This window comes from Thermomonas sp. (genome assembly GCF_025993755.1).
Lineage (GTDB): Bacteria > Pseudomonadota > Gammaproteobacteria > Xanthomonadales > Xanthomonadaceae > Thermomonas.
Window position 1 is genome coordinate 17687 of sequence record NZ_JAMQHN010000019.1, and the last position, 15831, is coordinate 33517.

The window sequence follows — 15831 nt, forward strand, 5'->3', positions numbered from 1 at the left end:
GCGTCACTGCAGCTGCGATTGCAGCTCCAGCAGCTGGCGGTCGCGCCCGATCGCCGCGGCGGCCACCAGTGCACCATCCTTGTAGTAGCGGGCGAGGCAGTCGTTGTCCGCGGGCGAGCCGTCCACCTGCACCTTGTTCCAGCCGCGGCCGTGGCCGAGGTAGCGCAGGTCGGTGCCGTAGTGGTGGGTCCAGAAGAACGGCGGATCGTCGAAGGCGCGGGCGTCGCCCATCAGGTTGTCGGCCACGCACTGGCCCATGCGCTCGGCATGGACCCAGTGCTCGACGCGCGCACGGCCGCCGCCGTGCGGATAGCTGGCGACATCGCCGGCCGCGTAGATGCCCTCGGCCGAAGTGCGCAGGAAAGGGTCGACCAGGATGCCGTTTTCCACCGACAGTCCGGCCGCCTGCGCCAGCGCGGTGCGCGGCTTGACGCCGACGCCGACCAGCACCACGTCGGCGGCAATCGTGCTGCCGTCGGCCAGGGACAGCGTCTTTCCGTCGAATGACTGGACGCCGGCCTCCAGATGGAATTGCACGCCCTGGTCCCGATGTCGCTGGAGCAGGTTACGGGCCAGCTCCTCGCCGACGATGCGCGACAGCGGCAGGGCCTCGGGCGCGATCACGTGCACCTCCAGCCCGCGCGAACGCAGCGCGCCGGCGGCTTCCAGCCCGATGAAACCGGCGCCGACGAGGGCAACCGAGCGGGCGTGTTCGATGCCGGCCAGCAGCGCGCGCGAGTCGGCCTGCGAGCGCAGCGAATAGACGTTGGTCCCGTCGAAGCCGGGCAGCGGCAGCCGATTGGGCTCCGAGCCGGTGGCCAGCAGCAAGGCGTCGTAATCGAAATGCTCACCGCTGGCGGTGGTCACCCGCCGCGCGGCCGGATCGATGGCCGTCACCCTGCAATTCAGGCGCAGATCGATGCGTTGTTCGGAATAGAACTCGGGCGCCTGCAGCGGAATCCACTCTTCGTCGGCGGTGCCGGCAAGATAGTCTTTCGACAGGTTGGGCCGATCGCAGGGCGGATCGCCGTCGGCGCTGAGCACGGTGATGCTGTCCGCGAAGCCGCGTTCGCGCAGCCGCTGGACGCAGGCGAAGCCGGCCGCACCGCCGCCGATGACGAGCACGCGGTCCGGAACCGATGCGACCGGAGCCGGAGTCGGAGCCGGCAACGGATCCTGGGCGCCGCGCACGAAGGCCCTGTCGCCCTCGATCTCGACTTTCCAGCAGGCCAGCGGCGCGAACGCCGGGGCCTTCAGCGCCTGGCCGGTGCGCAGGCTAAAGCAGGCGTGATGCCAGGGGCAGCGAATTTCATCGCCGACCCGCAGTCCTTCGGCCAGGGGGCCGCCGTAGTGGGTGCAACTGCCCGAAACCGCATGCAATCGACCGTCCACGCGCGCCAGCAGGACGGCCGCGTCGCCGACATGGCCGCGCACGACGCCGGTCTCGGGAATGTCGGTCAAGGCAATGCCTTGGCTGAAATCAGTATCGGTAAGTGCGGACACGGGGCCCTCCGGATGCGATGTCGAAGTTCGAGGATGCACACGACAGGGATGCACTCGACGTGAAAACGGTTCCCCGGAAGGATTTTTCGAGACGGGAACCTTTTTTGCGCGGGATGCATCCGCCGCAGTGAGACCAAGAAAGGACGCCACGATGCTCGAACAAGCTCTGCACTGCGTGACCCCGATCGCCCGCGCCGCTTTCGAAGATACCGGGAGCGGTCCGGAATCGCGTCCCAGCCGCGCCGAGGCCGAGGCGGCGGTGCGCACCCTGATCCGCTGGGCCGGCGACAACCCGGCGCGCGAGGGCTTGCGCGACACCCCGGCGCGGGTGGCGCGCGCGTACGAAGAGTGGTTCGGCGGCTACGCCATGGACCCGGTGAAGATCCTCGGCCGCCGCTTCGAGCGCTCCGGCTACGACGACATCGTGCTGCTGCGCGACATCCCGCTGCGCTCGACCTGCGAGCACCACATGGCGCCGATCACCGGCTCCGTCCACGTCGCCTACCTGCCGGGCGAGGAGGTGGTGGGCCTGTCCAAGCTGGCGCGGCTGGTGGACGCCTTCGGTCGCCGCCTGCAGATCCAGGAGCGGCTGACGGTGGAGATCGCCGACGCCCTGCAGCGCGAGCTGCAGCCGCGCGGCGTGGCGGTGGTGGTGCGCGCCAGCCACGGCTGCATGACCAGCCGCGGAGTGAACATGCACGGCGGGGCGATGGTCACCCGCCGCCTGCTCGGCGCCTTCGGAACCGAGCCGTACCGCAGCGATATCCTCGAGCTTCTGGCGGACGATCGAGGCCCACGATGAACGGCAAGAGTGCAAGCGCCGCGGTGGACTACGCCGCACTGGACGACGCGGCGCTGGTGGCGCGGGTGCTGGCCGGCGACCGCGAGGGCTTCCGCCAGATCACCCAGCGCTGCAACCAGCGCCTTTACCGGGTGGTGCGCGGCGTGCTGCGCGACGAGGCGGACATCGAGGACGTGCTGCAGGAAGCCTACGTGCACGGCTACCAACACCTGGCGCGCTTCCGCGGCGAGGCCTCGCTGGCGACCTGGCTGGGGCGGATCGCCCTCAACGAGGCCTACGGTCGCCTGCGCCGTCGGCGCGCGACCGTGGATATCGACGACATGGACCTGACGGAGGACGTCGTGAGCAACGTGGTGGCATTCCCCGGCCCGGGCGCTGGCGAGGATCCGCTGGCGAGCGCCGAACGCAGTCAGCTCCGCCGCCTGCTGGAACGTGCGATCGATGCCTTGCCCGAAGGCTTCCGCCTGGTCTACCTGCTGCGCGAGGTCGAAGGCTGCTCGGTCGAAGAGACCGCGCGCACCCTGTCGCTGCGCGAGGAAACCGTGAAGACCCGCCTGCACCGCGCGCGCAAACAGCTGCGCGCAGCGCTGGCCGAGCAAATCTGCGCGGCCAGCGGTGACGCCTTCAGCTTCATGGGCGAGCGCTGCGCGCGAATCACCGCCGAGGTGATGGCGCGCATCGGCCGCCTGCCGTGAGTTGTTCCTGATCGACCGACAAGGGGGTGTTCGATGTTGCTGTACGCGCTACTGGTGTTCCTGGTGGGAGCCTGTGGCGGGCTGGTGCTGGCCTCGTTCGTGCTGCGCGGGCGTTTCGCGCCGTGGGCGGTGTCGCTGCTGCATGCCATGTTGGGCGCGACCGGCCTGGTGCTGCTGGCCGTCGCGGTGCTGATTGATAACCTCGGCGCGCTGCCGCTGGTGGCGCTGGGCCTGTTCCTGATCACCGCGATGCTCGGTTTCTTCCTTGCTTCCTTGCACTTCGACCAGAAGGTGGCTATGAAGAAGTGCGTTCTGGCCCACGCCAGCTTTGCGGTGACCAGCGTGGTCGTGCTCCTGATTGCGGTGCTATGGCAATGAAGCACCCGCTGCATCCGGCGTTGGTGCATTTCCCGATCGCTTGCTGGGTGCTGGCGTCGCTCGCGGATTTTGGCGGGCTGGGATGGCATCCGGAATGGCTGTGGCCCGTATCGGCGGGCCTGGCTGCACTGGGCTGCATCCTGGGCCTGCTGGCGGCAGGCGCCGGCATGCTCGAGCTGACGAAACTCGACGGCGAGCACCCGGCCGGCAGGACGGCAATGTGGCACATGACGCTGGCGCTGACGACCTGGTGCCTGTTTGCCGGAAGTCTTGTCGTGCGCATGCGCGGCGTTACGCCATTGCCCCCCGACGCGCTGGTGCTCGCGCTGGATGGCGCAGGCTTGGTCGGCGTACTTGCAACCGGTTGGCTGGGCGGCACGCTGGTCTATGTGCATGGCGTCGGGGTGGGCAGGCGCGAAGGCTAGCGATCTGGTCCTCGGGCACGATCCGACGCGAAGAAACGCAATCCCCAGGGGCCTGACTTGGCCCTGGTGCGTCCGTTCGAACTTTGAAAGCAGGCTACCGGTCGATGCGAGTGCGTTTGCTCTTCAGTTGCCCTTGCAGCTGCGTTTCCAGGGCGTGATCCAGCGCCGTTCGGTCATGCAGGGCACCGGCGGTGGCGGTGCGTTTCGCTGGCGCCGTGCTTCTTCCTGCGCACGCGCCGTTTCGGCGCGCGCGGACAGGACGGCGGACAGGCGGTCGCGGATCTGCGGCAGGGCGGCTTGCAGGGCGCGTTCGCCTTCGAGGATGGCGCGCTGTTTCTGGCTGAAATCGGTTGGGCCGATATCGTTGACCGCCGGCCGAATCACCACGTCGGCGCGTTGGAGTTCTTCGCTGGCCAGTCGCTGGCCCATGATGCGAATGCTCTGGTTGACGTTGCCGAGCAGACTGCGCGGGTCGTAGCCGTCACCGGTGGCCTTGCTGCCGATATCGACGGCGATCACGAAGTCGGCACCCAGTTCGCGCGCGGCATCGACCGGCACCGGACTGACAACGCCGCCGTCGACGTAGTGCCAGCGTCCGATCGTCACCGCCTCGAACACGCCGGGTACGGAGCTGGATGCACGCACCGCCTGGCCGACGTTGCCGCGCCGGAATACCGTGCGCTGGCCGTCTTCAAGACGGGTGGCCACGGCGGCGAACGGAACGGGGAGGCGCTCGATGGGTCGGTGGTCGACTTGCGCATTGACATAGTCCTCCAGCTTCTGGCCCTTCACCAGCCCGCCCGAGAACAGGCTGACGTCGCGGATCTGCGCCTCGTCCAGCGCCACCGCGCGCTCCTGCAGCGCGTAGGCGTCCATCCCGCTGGCATAGAGCGCACCCACCACGCTTCCGGCGCTGGTGCCGGTCACGACCACCGGCTTGATGCCGTTGGCTTCCAGCATCTTGATCACGCCGATGTGGGCGAAGCCCTTGGCCGCGCCTCCGCCCAGCGCCAGCCCGATGCGGAGCGGCGGCAGCGTGGGGGTTGGAGCAGGCGCAGGCGCCGCCGCCTCCGGCGCTTTCGGCGACGAGGCGCAGGCGGCCAGCATGCCGGCCAGCAAGAAAACCCAAAGGTGGCGGAACGAACGCATGGTGATCTGGTGACCCGGAAGGCGTGACAGGCTAAGCCATGCAGTTGCAACGGAAGCGGAACGATGCACACGAAAAGACCGGCCGCTTTCGCGGCCGGCCTGCAAGCAAACCACCGGGTGCCGGCTTCAGTTGCGGAACCGATCCGGGAACGCGGCAACCAAGCCATCGCTGAGCTGGTCGGCCAGCATCATCATGTGCGCCTCGGCCTTGCCGTAGGCGCTGATGCCTTCGGCGAAGTTCCCCTGCAGCAGGGCGGTGGCGTACACCAGCGTGGTGTCGATATGGCCCTTGAGCATGTCGCGCACCGAGGCCTGCGGCCAGTTCGGGTTGGCCTTGGCGAGGAAATCGGCGATTTCCTGCGCGTTGGCGTAGGCGGCGGCCACCGAGGCGTCCAGCGCCGCCTTGTCGCCGGCCTTGGCGTCCTTGACCACCGCCACCGCGCCGGTGATGTGGGCCTGCAGCAGGCGGGTGAGCTCGTTGCCGGCGGCCTCGCCGTAGAACGGCTTGATGGCATTGCCGATGTCGACCTAGTTCTGCATCAGGCGGGCGGCGGTGGCGTCGAAGGCCGGCGCTTCGGTGGCGTAGGCGGTCACGGCGGCGTAGGTCCATTCCATGTGCTGTGCCCACAGCGCGCGCATGGCGTCGTGCAGGGCGTTGGCGCTGGCGCTGCGCAGGGCGGGCGCATGCTGGGCGTGGGCGGTGTGGGCGCGTCGTGGGCCAGCGCAGGGATGGTGGCGAACGCGAGCCCCGACAGCAGGGCGAGCGCGGCAGCCTTGGCAAGTGTGTGCGTGCGGGCGTGGCTGTTCATGGTCGTTGTCCCTTCGGATTGGATGGAAGGCGCGGCGAAACCGGCCTTGCCAAGGCAGAAGCGGGGATGCGGAAAAGGTTCCCGGGCTCAGGGCCCGTCCGCCGGCGGCGGCACATCGTCGCCGCGGCGGGGCCGGAACGGCAGCACCTTGGCGCGTTCTTCCCGAGGTCCGTCATCACGCTGCCAAAGCACGGGCACGTCATCCGGCGCCCGGGTTTCGTAGGTATCGAATCCGTCCTGCACACGCCGTTGCTCCACTTCCTCCTCGAGTTCCCAGCTGTATTTCCTGCGTTCGGGCATGGGGTCGCTGCGGCGGAACAGGAAGGCGGCCAGGATTCCCGCAAGCGCGCCGCCCAGGTGCGATTCCCAGGACACCCCGGCCTCGCGCGGAAACACCGTCAGCAGCATGCCGCCGTAAAGGAAGAACGCGATCATTCCCGCCGCGATGGACGCGCGGTCGCGGCGCAGCAGGCCGAGCGCGAAGACCAGGAACATCAGTCCGTGGCCGATCCCGCTGGCGCCCAGGTGGTGGGATCCGGGCTCGCCCAGCAGCCACGCGCCCAGCCCCGAGCCCAGCCACAGCAGCGGCAGGGCGCGCAGCGCGGCGCGCGGATAGGCCATGCCCGCCAGCGTTCCAAGCAGCAACAACGCGCCGCTGTTGGCGAGGATGTGCTGGACGGAGCCATGCAGAAGCGGCGCGGTCAGAAGGCCGAGCAGGCCTTCCGTGCTGCCCGGCGTGACGGTGAGCGAGCGCCAATCGAACGTTTGCTGGAGCCCGAAGCACACCCACAGCAGCAGCACGAAACCCGCGCTGGAGGCCAGCGCACGGCGCAGCCGCATGCGGTCAAGCTGTCGCTGGGCCTCGCGGGAAGGAAGTTCCTGCATCGTTCCAAGGTAGGGGGATGGGGGCCGAATGCAAGCCTTGGCAGGCTGTTTCAAGGTCTTGTTCGGCACGATTCACGGCCCACGAGCACATGTTTGCCTCGTTCATGGCGTGGTGGACACGCTCCCGGGCACAGGTGGAATGCCGCCTTGCAAGACCGGTAGCGAAGCGCTGGTCAAGACCGCAATGCTTGTCCGGCGCCGTCATCCTCGGCAGGATTCGATTACCGGCATGGCTTTGCCTCTTCTTCGGAAACGATTAGCGATGACACCTGACGCAGGCACGGGGACGCGCACGCCCCCACCGTTTCAGGCCGCCCTCCAGACACTGGTCGAAGCCCCGAAGTTCAAGGGAACGATCACCACACTGATCGTCATCAGCGCGATCCTGCTCGGCGTCGAAACGATCGACGCCCTGCCCCCGACATGGCTGGGCGCGATCCGGACCGCCAATCGGATCATCGTCTGGGTGTTCGTGGTGGAACTGGCGCTGCGCATCGCCGCGCACCGGCTGGCCTTCTTCCGCGGCGGCTGGAACTGGTTCGACTTCATCGTGGTCGGCCTGACCGTCCTGCCCACCCAGGGCCCGCTGCAGGTGCTGCGCGCGCTGCGCGTCATGCGCGTCAGCCGGCTGCTGTCCAGCGTGCCGTCGCTGCGGCGCGTGGTGGAAGGGTTCCTGCGCGCCATTCCCGGCCTGGGCTCGGTGACGGTGCTGCTGCTGCTGATCCTGTACATCAGCGCGGTGATGGGCACGCACCTGTTCGGCGAGGTCTCGCCCGAGCGTTTCGGCAGCATCGGCGCCAGCCTGTTGACCCTGTTCCAGGTGATGACGCTGGAAAACTGGCCGGACGTCGCGGAGCCGCTGGAGGCGGCAAACTCCTACGCCTGGGTCTATTTCGTCGTCTTCATCCTCCTGACCTCGTTCATGATGCTCAACCTGTTCGTCGGCGTGCTGGTCAACGGCCTGGAGACGAACATCACCAGCGAGACCGAAGCCGGCATCGAGGCCAACAGGGAGCAGATCGAAGAAGTCCGCACCGAGATTGCCCGGCTGCGCGACGAAATCGCCGGCCTGCGCACGGATCTGATCGGCGCTCTGGCGACGCACCGGTCTGGATCGGAGTGAGTCCGGGCAGCCAGGACAGCTATCTGTCGGCTTCCCGCCGCGCCGGCTGCAGCAGGCTGAGTGCGATCGTGGCACCGATGATCAGGGCCACCGCGCCCAGCGCAACCAGGATCGGGATCTTGTAGAGGTCGATCAGCAGCATCTTCGCCCCGATGAACGCCAGCACCAGCGCCAGCCCGTAGGGCAACAGGTGGAAACGCTCGGCCATGCCCTGCAGCAGGAAGAACATCGCCCGCAGGCCCAGCACCGCGAACACGTTGGAGGTCAGCACGACGAACGGATCGGTGGTGATGGCGAAGATCGCCGGGATCGAATCCACCGCGAAGATCACGTCGATGATGCCGAGCATCACCACGACGATGAACAGCGGCGTGAACTTGCGCCGACTGCCGCTGCCGACCCACAGCGCGCTCCCCACATAGCGGCGCAGGAAAGGCACGTGCGCGGTCAGCCAGCGCAACACCGGATTGTCGTCGAGGTTCGGCTCCTCGCCGGCCGACCGCCACATCTTGATGCCGCTCAGCAGCAGGAACGCGCCGAACAGGTAGAGGATCCAGTGGAACTTCGCCAGCAGCAGGGCGCCGGCGAAGATCAGCAGCGCACGCAGCGCGAGGGCGCCGAGGATGCCGATCACCAGCGCGCGCTGGCGCTGTGCCTCGGGCACCGCGAAATAGCCGAACAGCATCAGGAACACGAAGATGTTGTCGACCGCCAGCGCCTTCTCGACCAGGTAGCCGGTCAGGAACTCCATGCCGATTTCATTGCCGGCCTCGGCACCGAAGCGCTGGCCGGTGTGCCACCACAGCCAGGCATTGAAGGTCAGCGCCAGCGCGACCCAGCCCAGGCTCCACCATGCCGCTTCCTTGAAGCCGACCTTGTGCGGGCCGCCGTGGCGCATCAGCACCAGATCGGCCAGCAGCGCGAGGATCACCACGCCCGCGAAAACCAGCCACAGTGAAGGGGTTCCGATCGTTTCCAAGCTGCGCTCTCCATTCGAGCGACGGAGGCGTTCATGCAGGACGCATGAAGGGAAGCGCGCTTCGCCAGTCGGCGAAGGTCTCACCCGCAGGCGGTCGGCCTGCCGCAGCGCCGGGGCCGGTGGCCCGTGATGACGACGCCTGCGCGTGGGGTTACTCCCCTTCTTGGGCGACAATACACGAATATTCCGCGAAAAAGATGAACGCCGCGATGGCCGCCCCCCTGCCGCAAGTCCACCTGAAAAACGCCTGGAATTCCACCCACCCGTGGATCTTCCAGCGCCTGGTAGAAAAGCCCGCGCAGCGGCCCAAGCCCGGCAGCATCGTCGATGTGGTCGGCGTCGATGGGGTCTGGATCGGCCGAGGCTTCTACAACGGCCATTCGCGGATCGCCCTGCGGATGCTGGAGCGCGACCCCGACGTGGCGGTGGATGCCGACTGGTTCGTGCGCAAGATCGGCGAGGCGGTGCGCCTGCGCCGCGAGATCCTCAAGCTGGATGAAGTCAGCAACGCCTGGCGGGTGGTCCACAGCGAGGGCGACGGCATCAGCGGGCTGGTGGTGGACCGCTACGACGACCTGCTGGTGGTCGAGTTCTTCAGCGCCGGCGCCTGGCGCCACCGCAGCAGCATCTTCGATGCGCTGCGCGCGCACTTCCCCGGCTACCGCTTCCACAGCTTCGCCGACGAGCACGTGCAGAAGCAGGAAAGCTTCGACTACAAGGACACCCAGGGCACCGAGCCGGCCATCGTCACCGAATACGGCGTGAAGTTCCGCGCCGATCCGGCCGGCGCGCACAAGACCGGCTTCTTCGCCGACCAGCGCGAAAACCGCCAGTGGCTTTCGCTGCAATGCGAAGGCAAGCGCGTGCTCGACCTGTGCTGCAATACCGGCGGCTTCGGCGTGTATGCGGCGGCGCGCGGCGCCAGCGAAGTGGTGGGCATCGACATCGATCCGGCGGTGATCGAGATCGCCAGGCAGAATGCGTATCTGAATCACGTCAAGCCGCGCTTCGTGCAGGCCGACATCTTCCCGTGGCTGCGCGACGCCGCGGCGGCCGGCGAACGGTTCGACGTGGTCATCCTCGACCCAGCCAAGATGACCCGCGACCGCGAGCAGGTCATCAACGCGCTGAAGAAATACCTCGACATGAACAAGCTGGCGCTGGGTGTGGTCAAGCCGGGCGGGCTGTTCGCGACGTTCAGCTGCACCGGTCTGGTCAGCGAGGAACAGTTCCTCGACATGCTGCGTCGCGCCGCGTTCTACGCCGGCCGCACCGTGCAGGTGCTCAAAGTGGCCGGCGCCGGCCCGGACCACCCGTGGCTGGCGCAGGTGCCGGAATCGCGCTACCTGAAGGCGGTGTTCTGCCGCGTGCTGGATTGAGGAGCGCGCGGCAAGCGCGGTTCCTGCTCTCTCGAAGCGAAAGGCGATACCCATGAACCACGACGACCATTACCACCACCACGAGCCCCACCGCAGCCAGAACAGCGGCTGGCTGCGCGCTGCGGTGCTGGGCGCCAACGATGGCCTGATTTCCACCAGCAGCCTGATGCTGGGCATGGCGGCGGCCCAGACGCACTCTTCCACCATCCTGCTCAGCGGACTGGCCGGGCTGGTGGCCGGCGCGCTGTCGATGGCGGCGGGCGAATACGTGTCGGTCAGTTCCCAGGTCGATGCCGAACATGCGGACATGCGGATCGAATCGCGCGCGCTGCGGGAACATCCGGACCTGGAGCTGAAGGAACTGACCAACATCTACGTTCAGCGCGGGTTGACCGCGGAACTGGCGCACGAGGTGGCGGTGCAGCTCACCGCGCACGACGACCTGGGCGCGCATCTGCGCGACGAGGTCGGGATCCACGACAACCATCGCGCGCGGCCGGTGCAGGCGGCGCTGGCTTCTGCCGCCGCCTTCACGGTAGGCGCGTTGCCGCCGGTTCTGCTGGGCTGGCTGTGGCGCGGGCCCGGCATGGCCACGACGATGGTGACCAGTTCCCTGGTGTTGCTTGCGGTGCTGGGTTATGTCGCCGAGCGCGTGGCCGGCGGCGGTGGCTGGAAGGGCGCCGCGCGCGTGCTGCTTTGGGGAACGCTGGCGCAGGCGGGCACCGCCCTGATCGGCTGGCTGTTCCGGGTGTCGGTGGTTTAGGGCGCCGCAGGCCCAATCCACCGTGCGCCCGTCGCGGGATTTGCGACGCGCGCGGCTACACTGGCGCAATGGAGACGCAAACCCTCTTGCTGCTGTTGCTGCTGTTGCTGCTGGCTGCCGTCGTGGCAGTGTTGATGCTGCTGTTGCTGCGCAAGCCGGACCGCCGCGCAGAGGAAGCGCTCCGAGAGGAGCGCGACCGGCTGGCGATGGCGCTGGAGAGCGAACGCAGCGAACGCCAGATGGCCGTGGCCGAGGCGGCGCGCTTGGAAGAGCGGGTCGTGGCATTGGAGAAGGCTGCGCAGGAATTAGCCACGATTCGCATGTCCCTTCAGGAGAGCCAAAGCGCTGCCGCTGGATTGCAGGCTGATCTTGCGGTGCAAGCAAAAGCGCGAGAACAGGCCGAACAACGCTGCCGGGAAGCAGAAGACCAGCGCGATGCGTTGGCCAAATTGCTGGAACAGCTGCGGGACGAACGCGCCAATCTTGCCGCCAACTTGAGCCACAGTGAACGCAGCAAAGCGGAGATGCGGCAATTTCTTGAGAATGCCCGGACACAGCTTGCTGGCGCGTTTGCGGAACTGGCGGGCAAGGCGTTTGACGAACGCACGCAGCAGGCGGCGCTGCAGTCGAAAAACAGCATGGAATTGCTGCTGAAGCCGTTTGCGGAAACGCTGGCGGAATTCCGGCAGCGGGTGGATGTCCTGCACAAGGAGGAGTCCGTAGAACGAGCGACTCTCGTCGGCAAGATCGATGAGCTCAAGACGCTCAACCAAAACATGGCGCAGAGCGCGAATGAATTAACAACGGCTTTGCGTGGCAATGCAAAGGTGCGCGGCGACTGGGGCGAGCTGATGCTGGAAAACGTGCTGCAAGGCTCCGGACTGGTCGAAGGCGAGCATTATCAACGACAACAGACGGGAACGACTGACGAAGGCGAGCGCCAGCGCCCCGATATCGTGATCAACCTGCCGGACGAGCGCCGAATCGTGGTTGACAGCAAGGTCAACCTGATTGCCTGGCAGGAAGCGATGAACGCCGAGACTCCTGAAGCCCAGCAGGATGCGCTGCGCCGCCATGCAGTCGGTTTGCGCCAGCACGTCAAGGATCTGGGCGGCAAGAACTATCCCAAGACGATTGGTGAAAACGCACTGGAAATCACCATCGCCTTCGTTCCGATCGAAGGGGCCCTGTCGGCTGCACTCGGGTTCGATGCTTCCCTGCAAACCTACGCATTCGAACAGAAAATCGTATTTGCTTCGCCGAACACCCTGATGGCGCTGCTGCGGGTGGTCGAACGGCTGTGGACCCGAGACAAGATCCAGCGCGAGGCGTCGGAAATCGCCAAAACCGGCGGGCTGGTGCTGGATGCGTTAATCAACTTCAAGGAGGATTTTGATCGGGTTGGCCGCCAGCTGGATGACGCGCGGACGGCTTTCAATGACGCCCGTGGCAAACTGAGTGAGTCCAACCGGGCACTTTTTCCACGTGCGCGCCGTCTGGTCGAGCTGGGAGCAAGGGGCAAGAAAGCGCTTCCCGCCGAGTTGCAGCCGGATCAAGACGAGTTCCCCAGCGCATCTTGAAACCGGGCGTAGGTGTTCGCGCTATCCGCCAGGATTGGCGCACGGCGGGACGTTGCCAGCGGCACTCGCATGAACGGGGCACAATGCCTTGGAAGAATGGGAGGTCCGCGATGCCTGTCGCCAACTTCGAAACCCACCATGTGGACAACCAGCCACCGCTCCTTCCGGAATGCAACCTCTGGGCGGACGATACTGGCCTGCGGGAAGCGCTGGTGCGCGAAGGCGGTCTGGCCTTCGCCGATCGACTGGACGATTACGGCGCGCTGGCCGGCGGTCGCCTGCTGCGGCTGTGCGACGACGCCCACCGCGATCGGCCGCGCCTCGTTGCCTATGACGCCTATGGCCGCCGGCAGGATCGGGTCGAATTCAATGCCGCCTATCACGAGGTCATGGGCAGCGCGATTGCGCACGGCGTGGCCGGGTTGTCGTGGGCCCAGCCGCAGCCTGGCGCGCACGTGGCGCGGGCGGCGCTGAGCTATCTGCACTATCAGGCCGAACCCGGCAGCAGTTGCCCGCTGACCATGACTCATGCCGCGGTGCCGGTGTTGCAGCGCGAGCCGGCGCTGCACGAATGGGCCGCGAAGGCCGCCGCGCCGCACTACGACGCGCGCTTCGTTCCGGCAGCGCAGAAGCAGGGCATCACCCTTGGCATGGGCATGACCGAGAAGCAGGGCGGCAGCGACGTGCGCAGCAACAGCACGCGCGCCACGTCGCTGGCGGCGGACGGCGAATACGCGCTGGTCGGGCACAAGTGGTTCTTCTCGGCGCCGATGTCGGATGGTTTTCTGGTGCTGGCGCAGGCGCCCGGCGGTTTGAGCTGTTTCCTGCTGCCGCGCTGGCGGCCGGATGGCAGCGTCAACGCGCTGCGCCTGCTGCGGCTGAAGGACAAGCAGGGCGACTGGTCGAACGCCTCGTCCGAAGTCGAATTCGAAAACGCGTGGGCCTGTCGGATTGGCGAAGAAGGTCGCGGCGTGGCCACCATTCTGGAAATGGTGATGTTCACCCGGCTGGATTGCATGCTGGGTTCGGCCGGCCTGATGCGGATGGCGCTGCGTCGCGTGCTGCACCACGTCAACCATCGCAGCGCGTTCGGCAAGCGCCTGGTCGAACAGCCGCTGATGCGCAACGTCGTGGCGGATCTCGTCCTGGAATCCGAGGCGGCGACCGCGCTGGCGCTGCGCGTGGCCGGGGCGGTCGATCGCGCGCCGCGCGACGCGCATTCGGCCGCGCTGGCGCGGGTGGCCACCGCGATCGGCAAATTCTGGGTGTGCAAGCGCGCTTCGCTGGTGGCCGCCGAAGCGCAGGAGTGTTTTGGCGGGATCGGCTACATCGAGGAATCGCTGATGCCAAGGCTGTTCCGGCAGTCGCCGCTCAATGCGATCTGGGAAGGCTGCAGCAATATCCAGTGCCTCGACGTGCTGCGCGCGCTGTCGCGCGAACCGGACACCGTGACGGCGCTGCGCGCCGAGCTGCAGGAAGCGCAAGGCCTGGACGCGCATTTCGATGCCGCGCTCGAAACCGGCATGACGATGCTGGAAGGCAGCGTGGAGCAGGCCGACGCGCGCCGCCTCGCCGAGCGCCTGGCCCTGCTGTTGCAAGGCGCCACCCTGCTCCGTGCCGACCATCCCCTGGCATCCGACTGGTGCGCCAGCCGTCTCGATCTTGCGCATGCGTCCACACTTGGCACGTTGGCGTCCGCGGCAACGATCGAAGCTGCGCTGGCGCGCGCAGGCACCTGACCTGCCGGCTCAGGGAATCCGCATCGTTCCTGTGTCCAGCCAGCGCTGGTGCCAGGACAGCGCTTCCGGCAGCAGGTGCGGGGTGTGTTTGCCGTAGCTGTCGCGGCAGGCGCGGTCGAAATAATCCTGCAGGGCATCGCGGTAGTCGGGATGGGCGCAGCGGGCAATCACTTCGCGCGCGCGCCGCTTGGGCGAGAGCCCGCGCAGGTCGGCCAGGCCCTGCTCGGTGACGATCACCGCCACGTCGTGTTCGGTGTGGTCGACGTGGCTGACCATCGGCACGATCGTGGAGATGCTGCCGCGCTTGGCGGTGGATGCGCTGAGGAAGATCGACAGGAAGCCGTTGCGGGCGAAATCGCCGGAACCGCCGATGCCGTTCATGATCGACGAGCCCATCACGTGGGTGGAGTTGATGTTGCCGTAGAGATCGGCTTCGAGCATCCCGTTCATGCCGATGCAGCCCAGCCGGCGCACCAGTTCCGGATGGTTGGAGATTTCCTGCGTGCGCAGAATGATCCGCGAGCGATAGAAGTCGAGGTTGCGGCGGAACTCTTCGTTGGCTTCCTGGCTCAGCGCGAATCCGGTGCACGAGGCATAGCGCAGCACGCCGGATTCGAGCAGGTCCAGCATGCCGTCCTGGATCACCTCGGTGTAAGCCTCGAGGCCACGGAAACCGCTCTCGCCAAGCCCCGCCAGCACCGCATTGGGGATATTGCCCACGCCCGACTGCAGCGGCAGCAGATTGGCCGGCAGGCGGCCGCGCGCCACTTCGTGCCTGAGGAAATCGATCAGGTGGCCGGCGATGCGCCGGCTGTCGGCGTCGGGCGGATTGAACGGGCTGTTGCGGTCGGGCGCGTCGGTCAGCACCACCGCGGCGATCTTGTCCGGGTCGCAGCGCAGCGTGGTCTGGCCGATGCGGTCGTCGCCATGCCGCATCGGAATGGGCTGTCGATGCGGCGGCAGCGCGGTGCCGTAGTAGATGTCGTGCATGCCCAGCATGTCGGGCGTCTGCCACGCGTTCACCTCGATGATGACTTTCTTCGCCAGGTCCAGCCAGGTCTTGTTGTTGCCGACCGAAGTGGTGGGCACCAGCGAGCCGTCTTCGAGGATCGCCGCCACTTCCACCACCGCGGTGTCGATCTGGTTGTAGAAGCCGAACCAGACGTGCTGGGCCACGTGCGAGAGATGGATGTCCAGATAATCCAGCCTGCCGGCGTTGATCTGCCTGCGCGCGTTGGGGTCGCTCTGGAACGGCATCCGCATCGCCAGCCCGTCCACCTGCGCCAGCGCGCCGTCCAGCTCCGGCGCGGTGGACGCGCCGGTGAGCAGCTGGATGCGGAACGCTTCGCCGCGCGCGTGCGCCTGGGCGATGTGGGCGGCCAGCGCCTGCGGCACCGCCTTCGGGTAGCCGGAGCCGGTGAAGCCGCTCATCGCCACGGTTTCGCCAGGCTGGATCAAGGCTGCCGCCGGCGCGGCGTCCAGCACGCGCCGACGCAGGAAAGCCGGTTGGATTCGATCGTTGTTCATGCCACCACGCGCCGTTGCGGCTGGAATTGCTATTGTCCACCCCGGGCGCGGTTGCGCGCGTGCCTCGATCGCCTTTCAACGTTTTCCGGAGTCAC

At 67.2% G+C, this 15831-nt stretch carries 14 protein-coding genes and 1 pseudogene; 9 read left to right on the top strand and 6 right to left on the bottom strand.

The window, feature by feature from the left end:
- Positions 1-3 precede the first annotated feature (3 nt).
- On the bottom strand, positions 4-1503 hold the full coding sequence (locus tag Q0X16_RS01215) for an FAD-dependent oxidoreductase (RefSeq protein ID WP_297829780.1): 1500 nt from the start codon (positions 1501-1503) through the stop codon (positions 4-6).
- Positions 1504-1654: 151 nt separating this feature from the next.
- On the opposite strand from Q0X16_RS01215, the gene folE reads away from it, so the two are divergent.
- Genes folE through Q0X16_RS01235 form a run of 4 tightly spaced genes read left to right on the top strand, consistent with a single transcriptional unit; the run spans position 1655 to position 3803 of the window.
- Entirely contained in the window at positions 1655-2305 is a 651-nt protein-coding gene (gene folE / locus Q0X16_RS01220; RefSeq protein ID WP_297829782.1) for a GTP cyclohydrolase I FolE, read from the top strand.
- Positions 2302-3000, top strand: a complete 699-nt coding sequence (locus Q0X16_RS01225; protein ID WP_297829784.1) for an RNA polymerase sigma factor — start codon at positions 2302-2304, stop codon at positions 2998-3000. Before folE ends, Q0X16_RS01225 begins: the two co-directional genes overlap by 4 nt.
- A gap of 33 nt (positions 3001-3033) precedes the next feature.
- On the top strand, positions 3034-3378 hold the full coding sequence (locus Q0X16_RS01230) for a hypothetical protein (RefSeq protein ID WP_297829786.1): 345 nt from the start codon (positions 3034-3036) through the stop codon (positions 3376-3378).
- Positions 3375-3803 carry a DUF2231 domain-containing protein gene (locus Q0X16_RS01235; RefSeq protein WP_297829788.1) on the top strand — a complete coding sequence of 143 codons (429 nt, stop codon included), beginning with the start codon at positions 3375-3377 and terminating at the stop codon, positions 3801-3803. Before Q0X16_RS01230 ends, Q0X16_RS01235 begins: the two co-directional genes overlap by 4 nt.
- 204 nt (positions 3804-4007) lie before the next feature.
- Here Q0X16_RS01235 and Q0X16_RS01240 read toward each other — a convergent pair.
- The 3 genes and pseudogenes from Q0X16_RS01240 to Q0X16_RS01250 form a co-directional block, all read right to left on the bottom strand.
- Positions 4008-4910 (bottom strand): annotated as a pseudogene (locus Q0X16_RS01240) (patatin-like phospholipase family protein); the annotation flags it as partial.
- Positions 4911-5078: 168 nt separating this feature from the next.
- Positions 5079-5390 carry a hypothetical protein gene (locus tag Q0X16_RS01245; protein ID WP_297829790.1) on the bottom strand — a complete coding sequence of 104 codons (312 nt, stop codon included), beginning with the start codon at positions 5388-5390 and terminating at the stop codon, positions 5079-5081.
- Between the two features lie 458 nt (positions 5391-5848).
- Positions 5849-6646 carry a rhomboid family intramembrane serine protease gene (locus tag Q0X16_RS01250; RefSeq protein WP_297829792.1) on the bottom strand — a complete coding sequence of 266 codons (798 nt, stop codon included), beginning with the start codon at positions 6644-6646 and terminating at the stop codon, positions 5849-5851.
- A 262-nt stretch (positions 6647-6908) separates the two neighbouring features.
- Here Q0X16_RS01250 and Q0X16_RS01255 point away from each other — a divergent pair, with 262 nt between their 5' ends.
- Entirely contained in the window at positions 6909-7769 is an 861-nt protein-coding gene (locus Q0X16_RS01255) for an ion transporter (protein ID WP_297829794.1), read from the top strand.
- 19 nt (positions 7770-7788) lie between these two features.
- Here the strand turns inward: Q0X16_RS01255 and Q0X16_RS01260 are convergent, their stop codons facing one another.
- Entirely contained in the window at positions 7789-8748 is a 960-nt protein-coding gene (locus Q0X16_RS01260) for a TerC family protein (protein WP_297829795.1), read from the bottom strand.
- A gap of 209 nt (positions 8749-8957) precedes the next feature.
- Between Q0X16_RS01260 and Q0X16_RS01265 the strand changes: the two genes are divergently transcribed.
- The 4 genes from Q0X16_RS01265 (at position 8958) to Q0X16_RS01280 (ending at position 14209) form a co-directional block, all read left to right on the top strand.
- Positions 8958-10127 carry a class I SAM-dependent rRNA methyltransferase gene (locus Q0X16_RS01265; protein ID WP_297829797.1) on the top strand — a complete coding sequence of 390 codons (1170 nt, stop codon included), beginning with the start codon at positions 8958-8960 and terminating at the stop codon, positions 10125-10127.
- A gap of 52 nt (positions 10128-10179) precedes the next feature.
- On the top strand, positions 10180-10890 hold the full coding sequence (locus Q0X16_RS01270; RefSeq protein ID WP_297829810.1) for a VIT family protein: 711 nt from the start codon (positions 10180-10182) through the stop codon (positions 10888-10890).
- Between the two features lie 68 nt (positions 10891-10958).
- Complete coding sequence (rmuC, locus tag Q0X16_RS01275) at positions 10959-12470, top strand: DNA recombination protein RmuC (RefSeq protein WP_297829812.1); 1512 nt, start codon at positions 10959-10961, stop codon at positions 12468-12470.
- A gap of 110 nt (positions 12471-12580) precedes the next feature.
- Positions 12581-14209 (top strand): acyl-CoA dehydrogenase family protein, encoded by a 1629-nt coding sequence (locus Q0X16_RS01280; RefSeq protein WP_297829814.1) that lies wholly within the window; start codon positions 12581-12583, stop codon positions 14207-14209.
- A gap of 9 nt (positions 14210-14218) precedes the next feature.
- On the opposite strand, the gene Q0X16_RS01285 is transcribed toward Q0X16_RS01280, so the two are convergent.
- A complete protein-coding gene (locus tag Q0X16_RS01285) occupies positions 14219-15736 on the bottom strand; it encodes an acetyl-CoA hydrolase/transferase family protein (protein ID WP_297829815.1) in 1518 nt (505 codons plus the stop codon).
- Positions 15737-15831 lie beyond the last annotated feature (95 nt).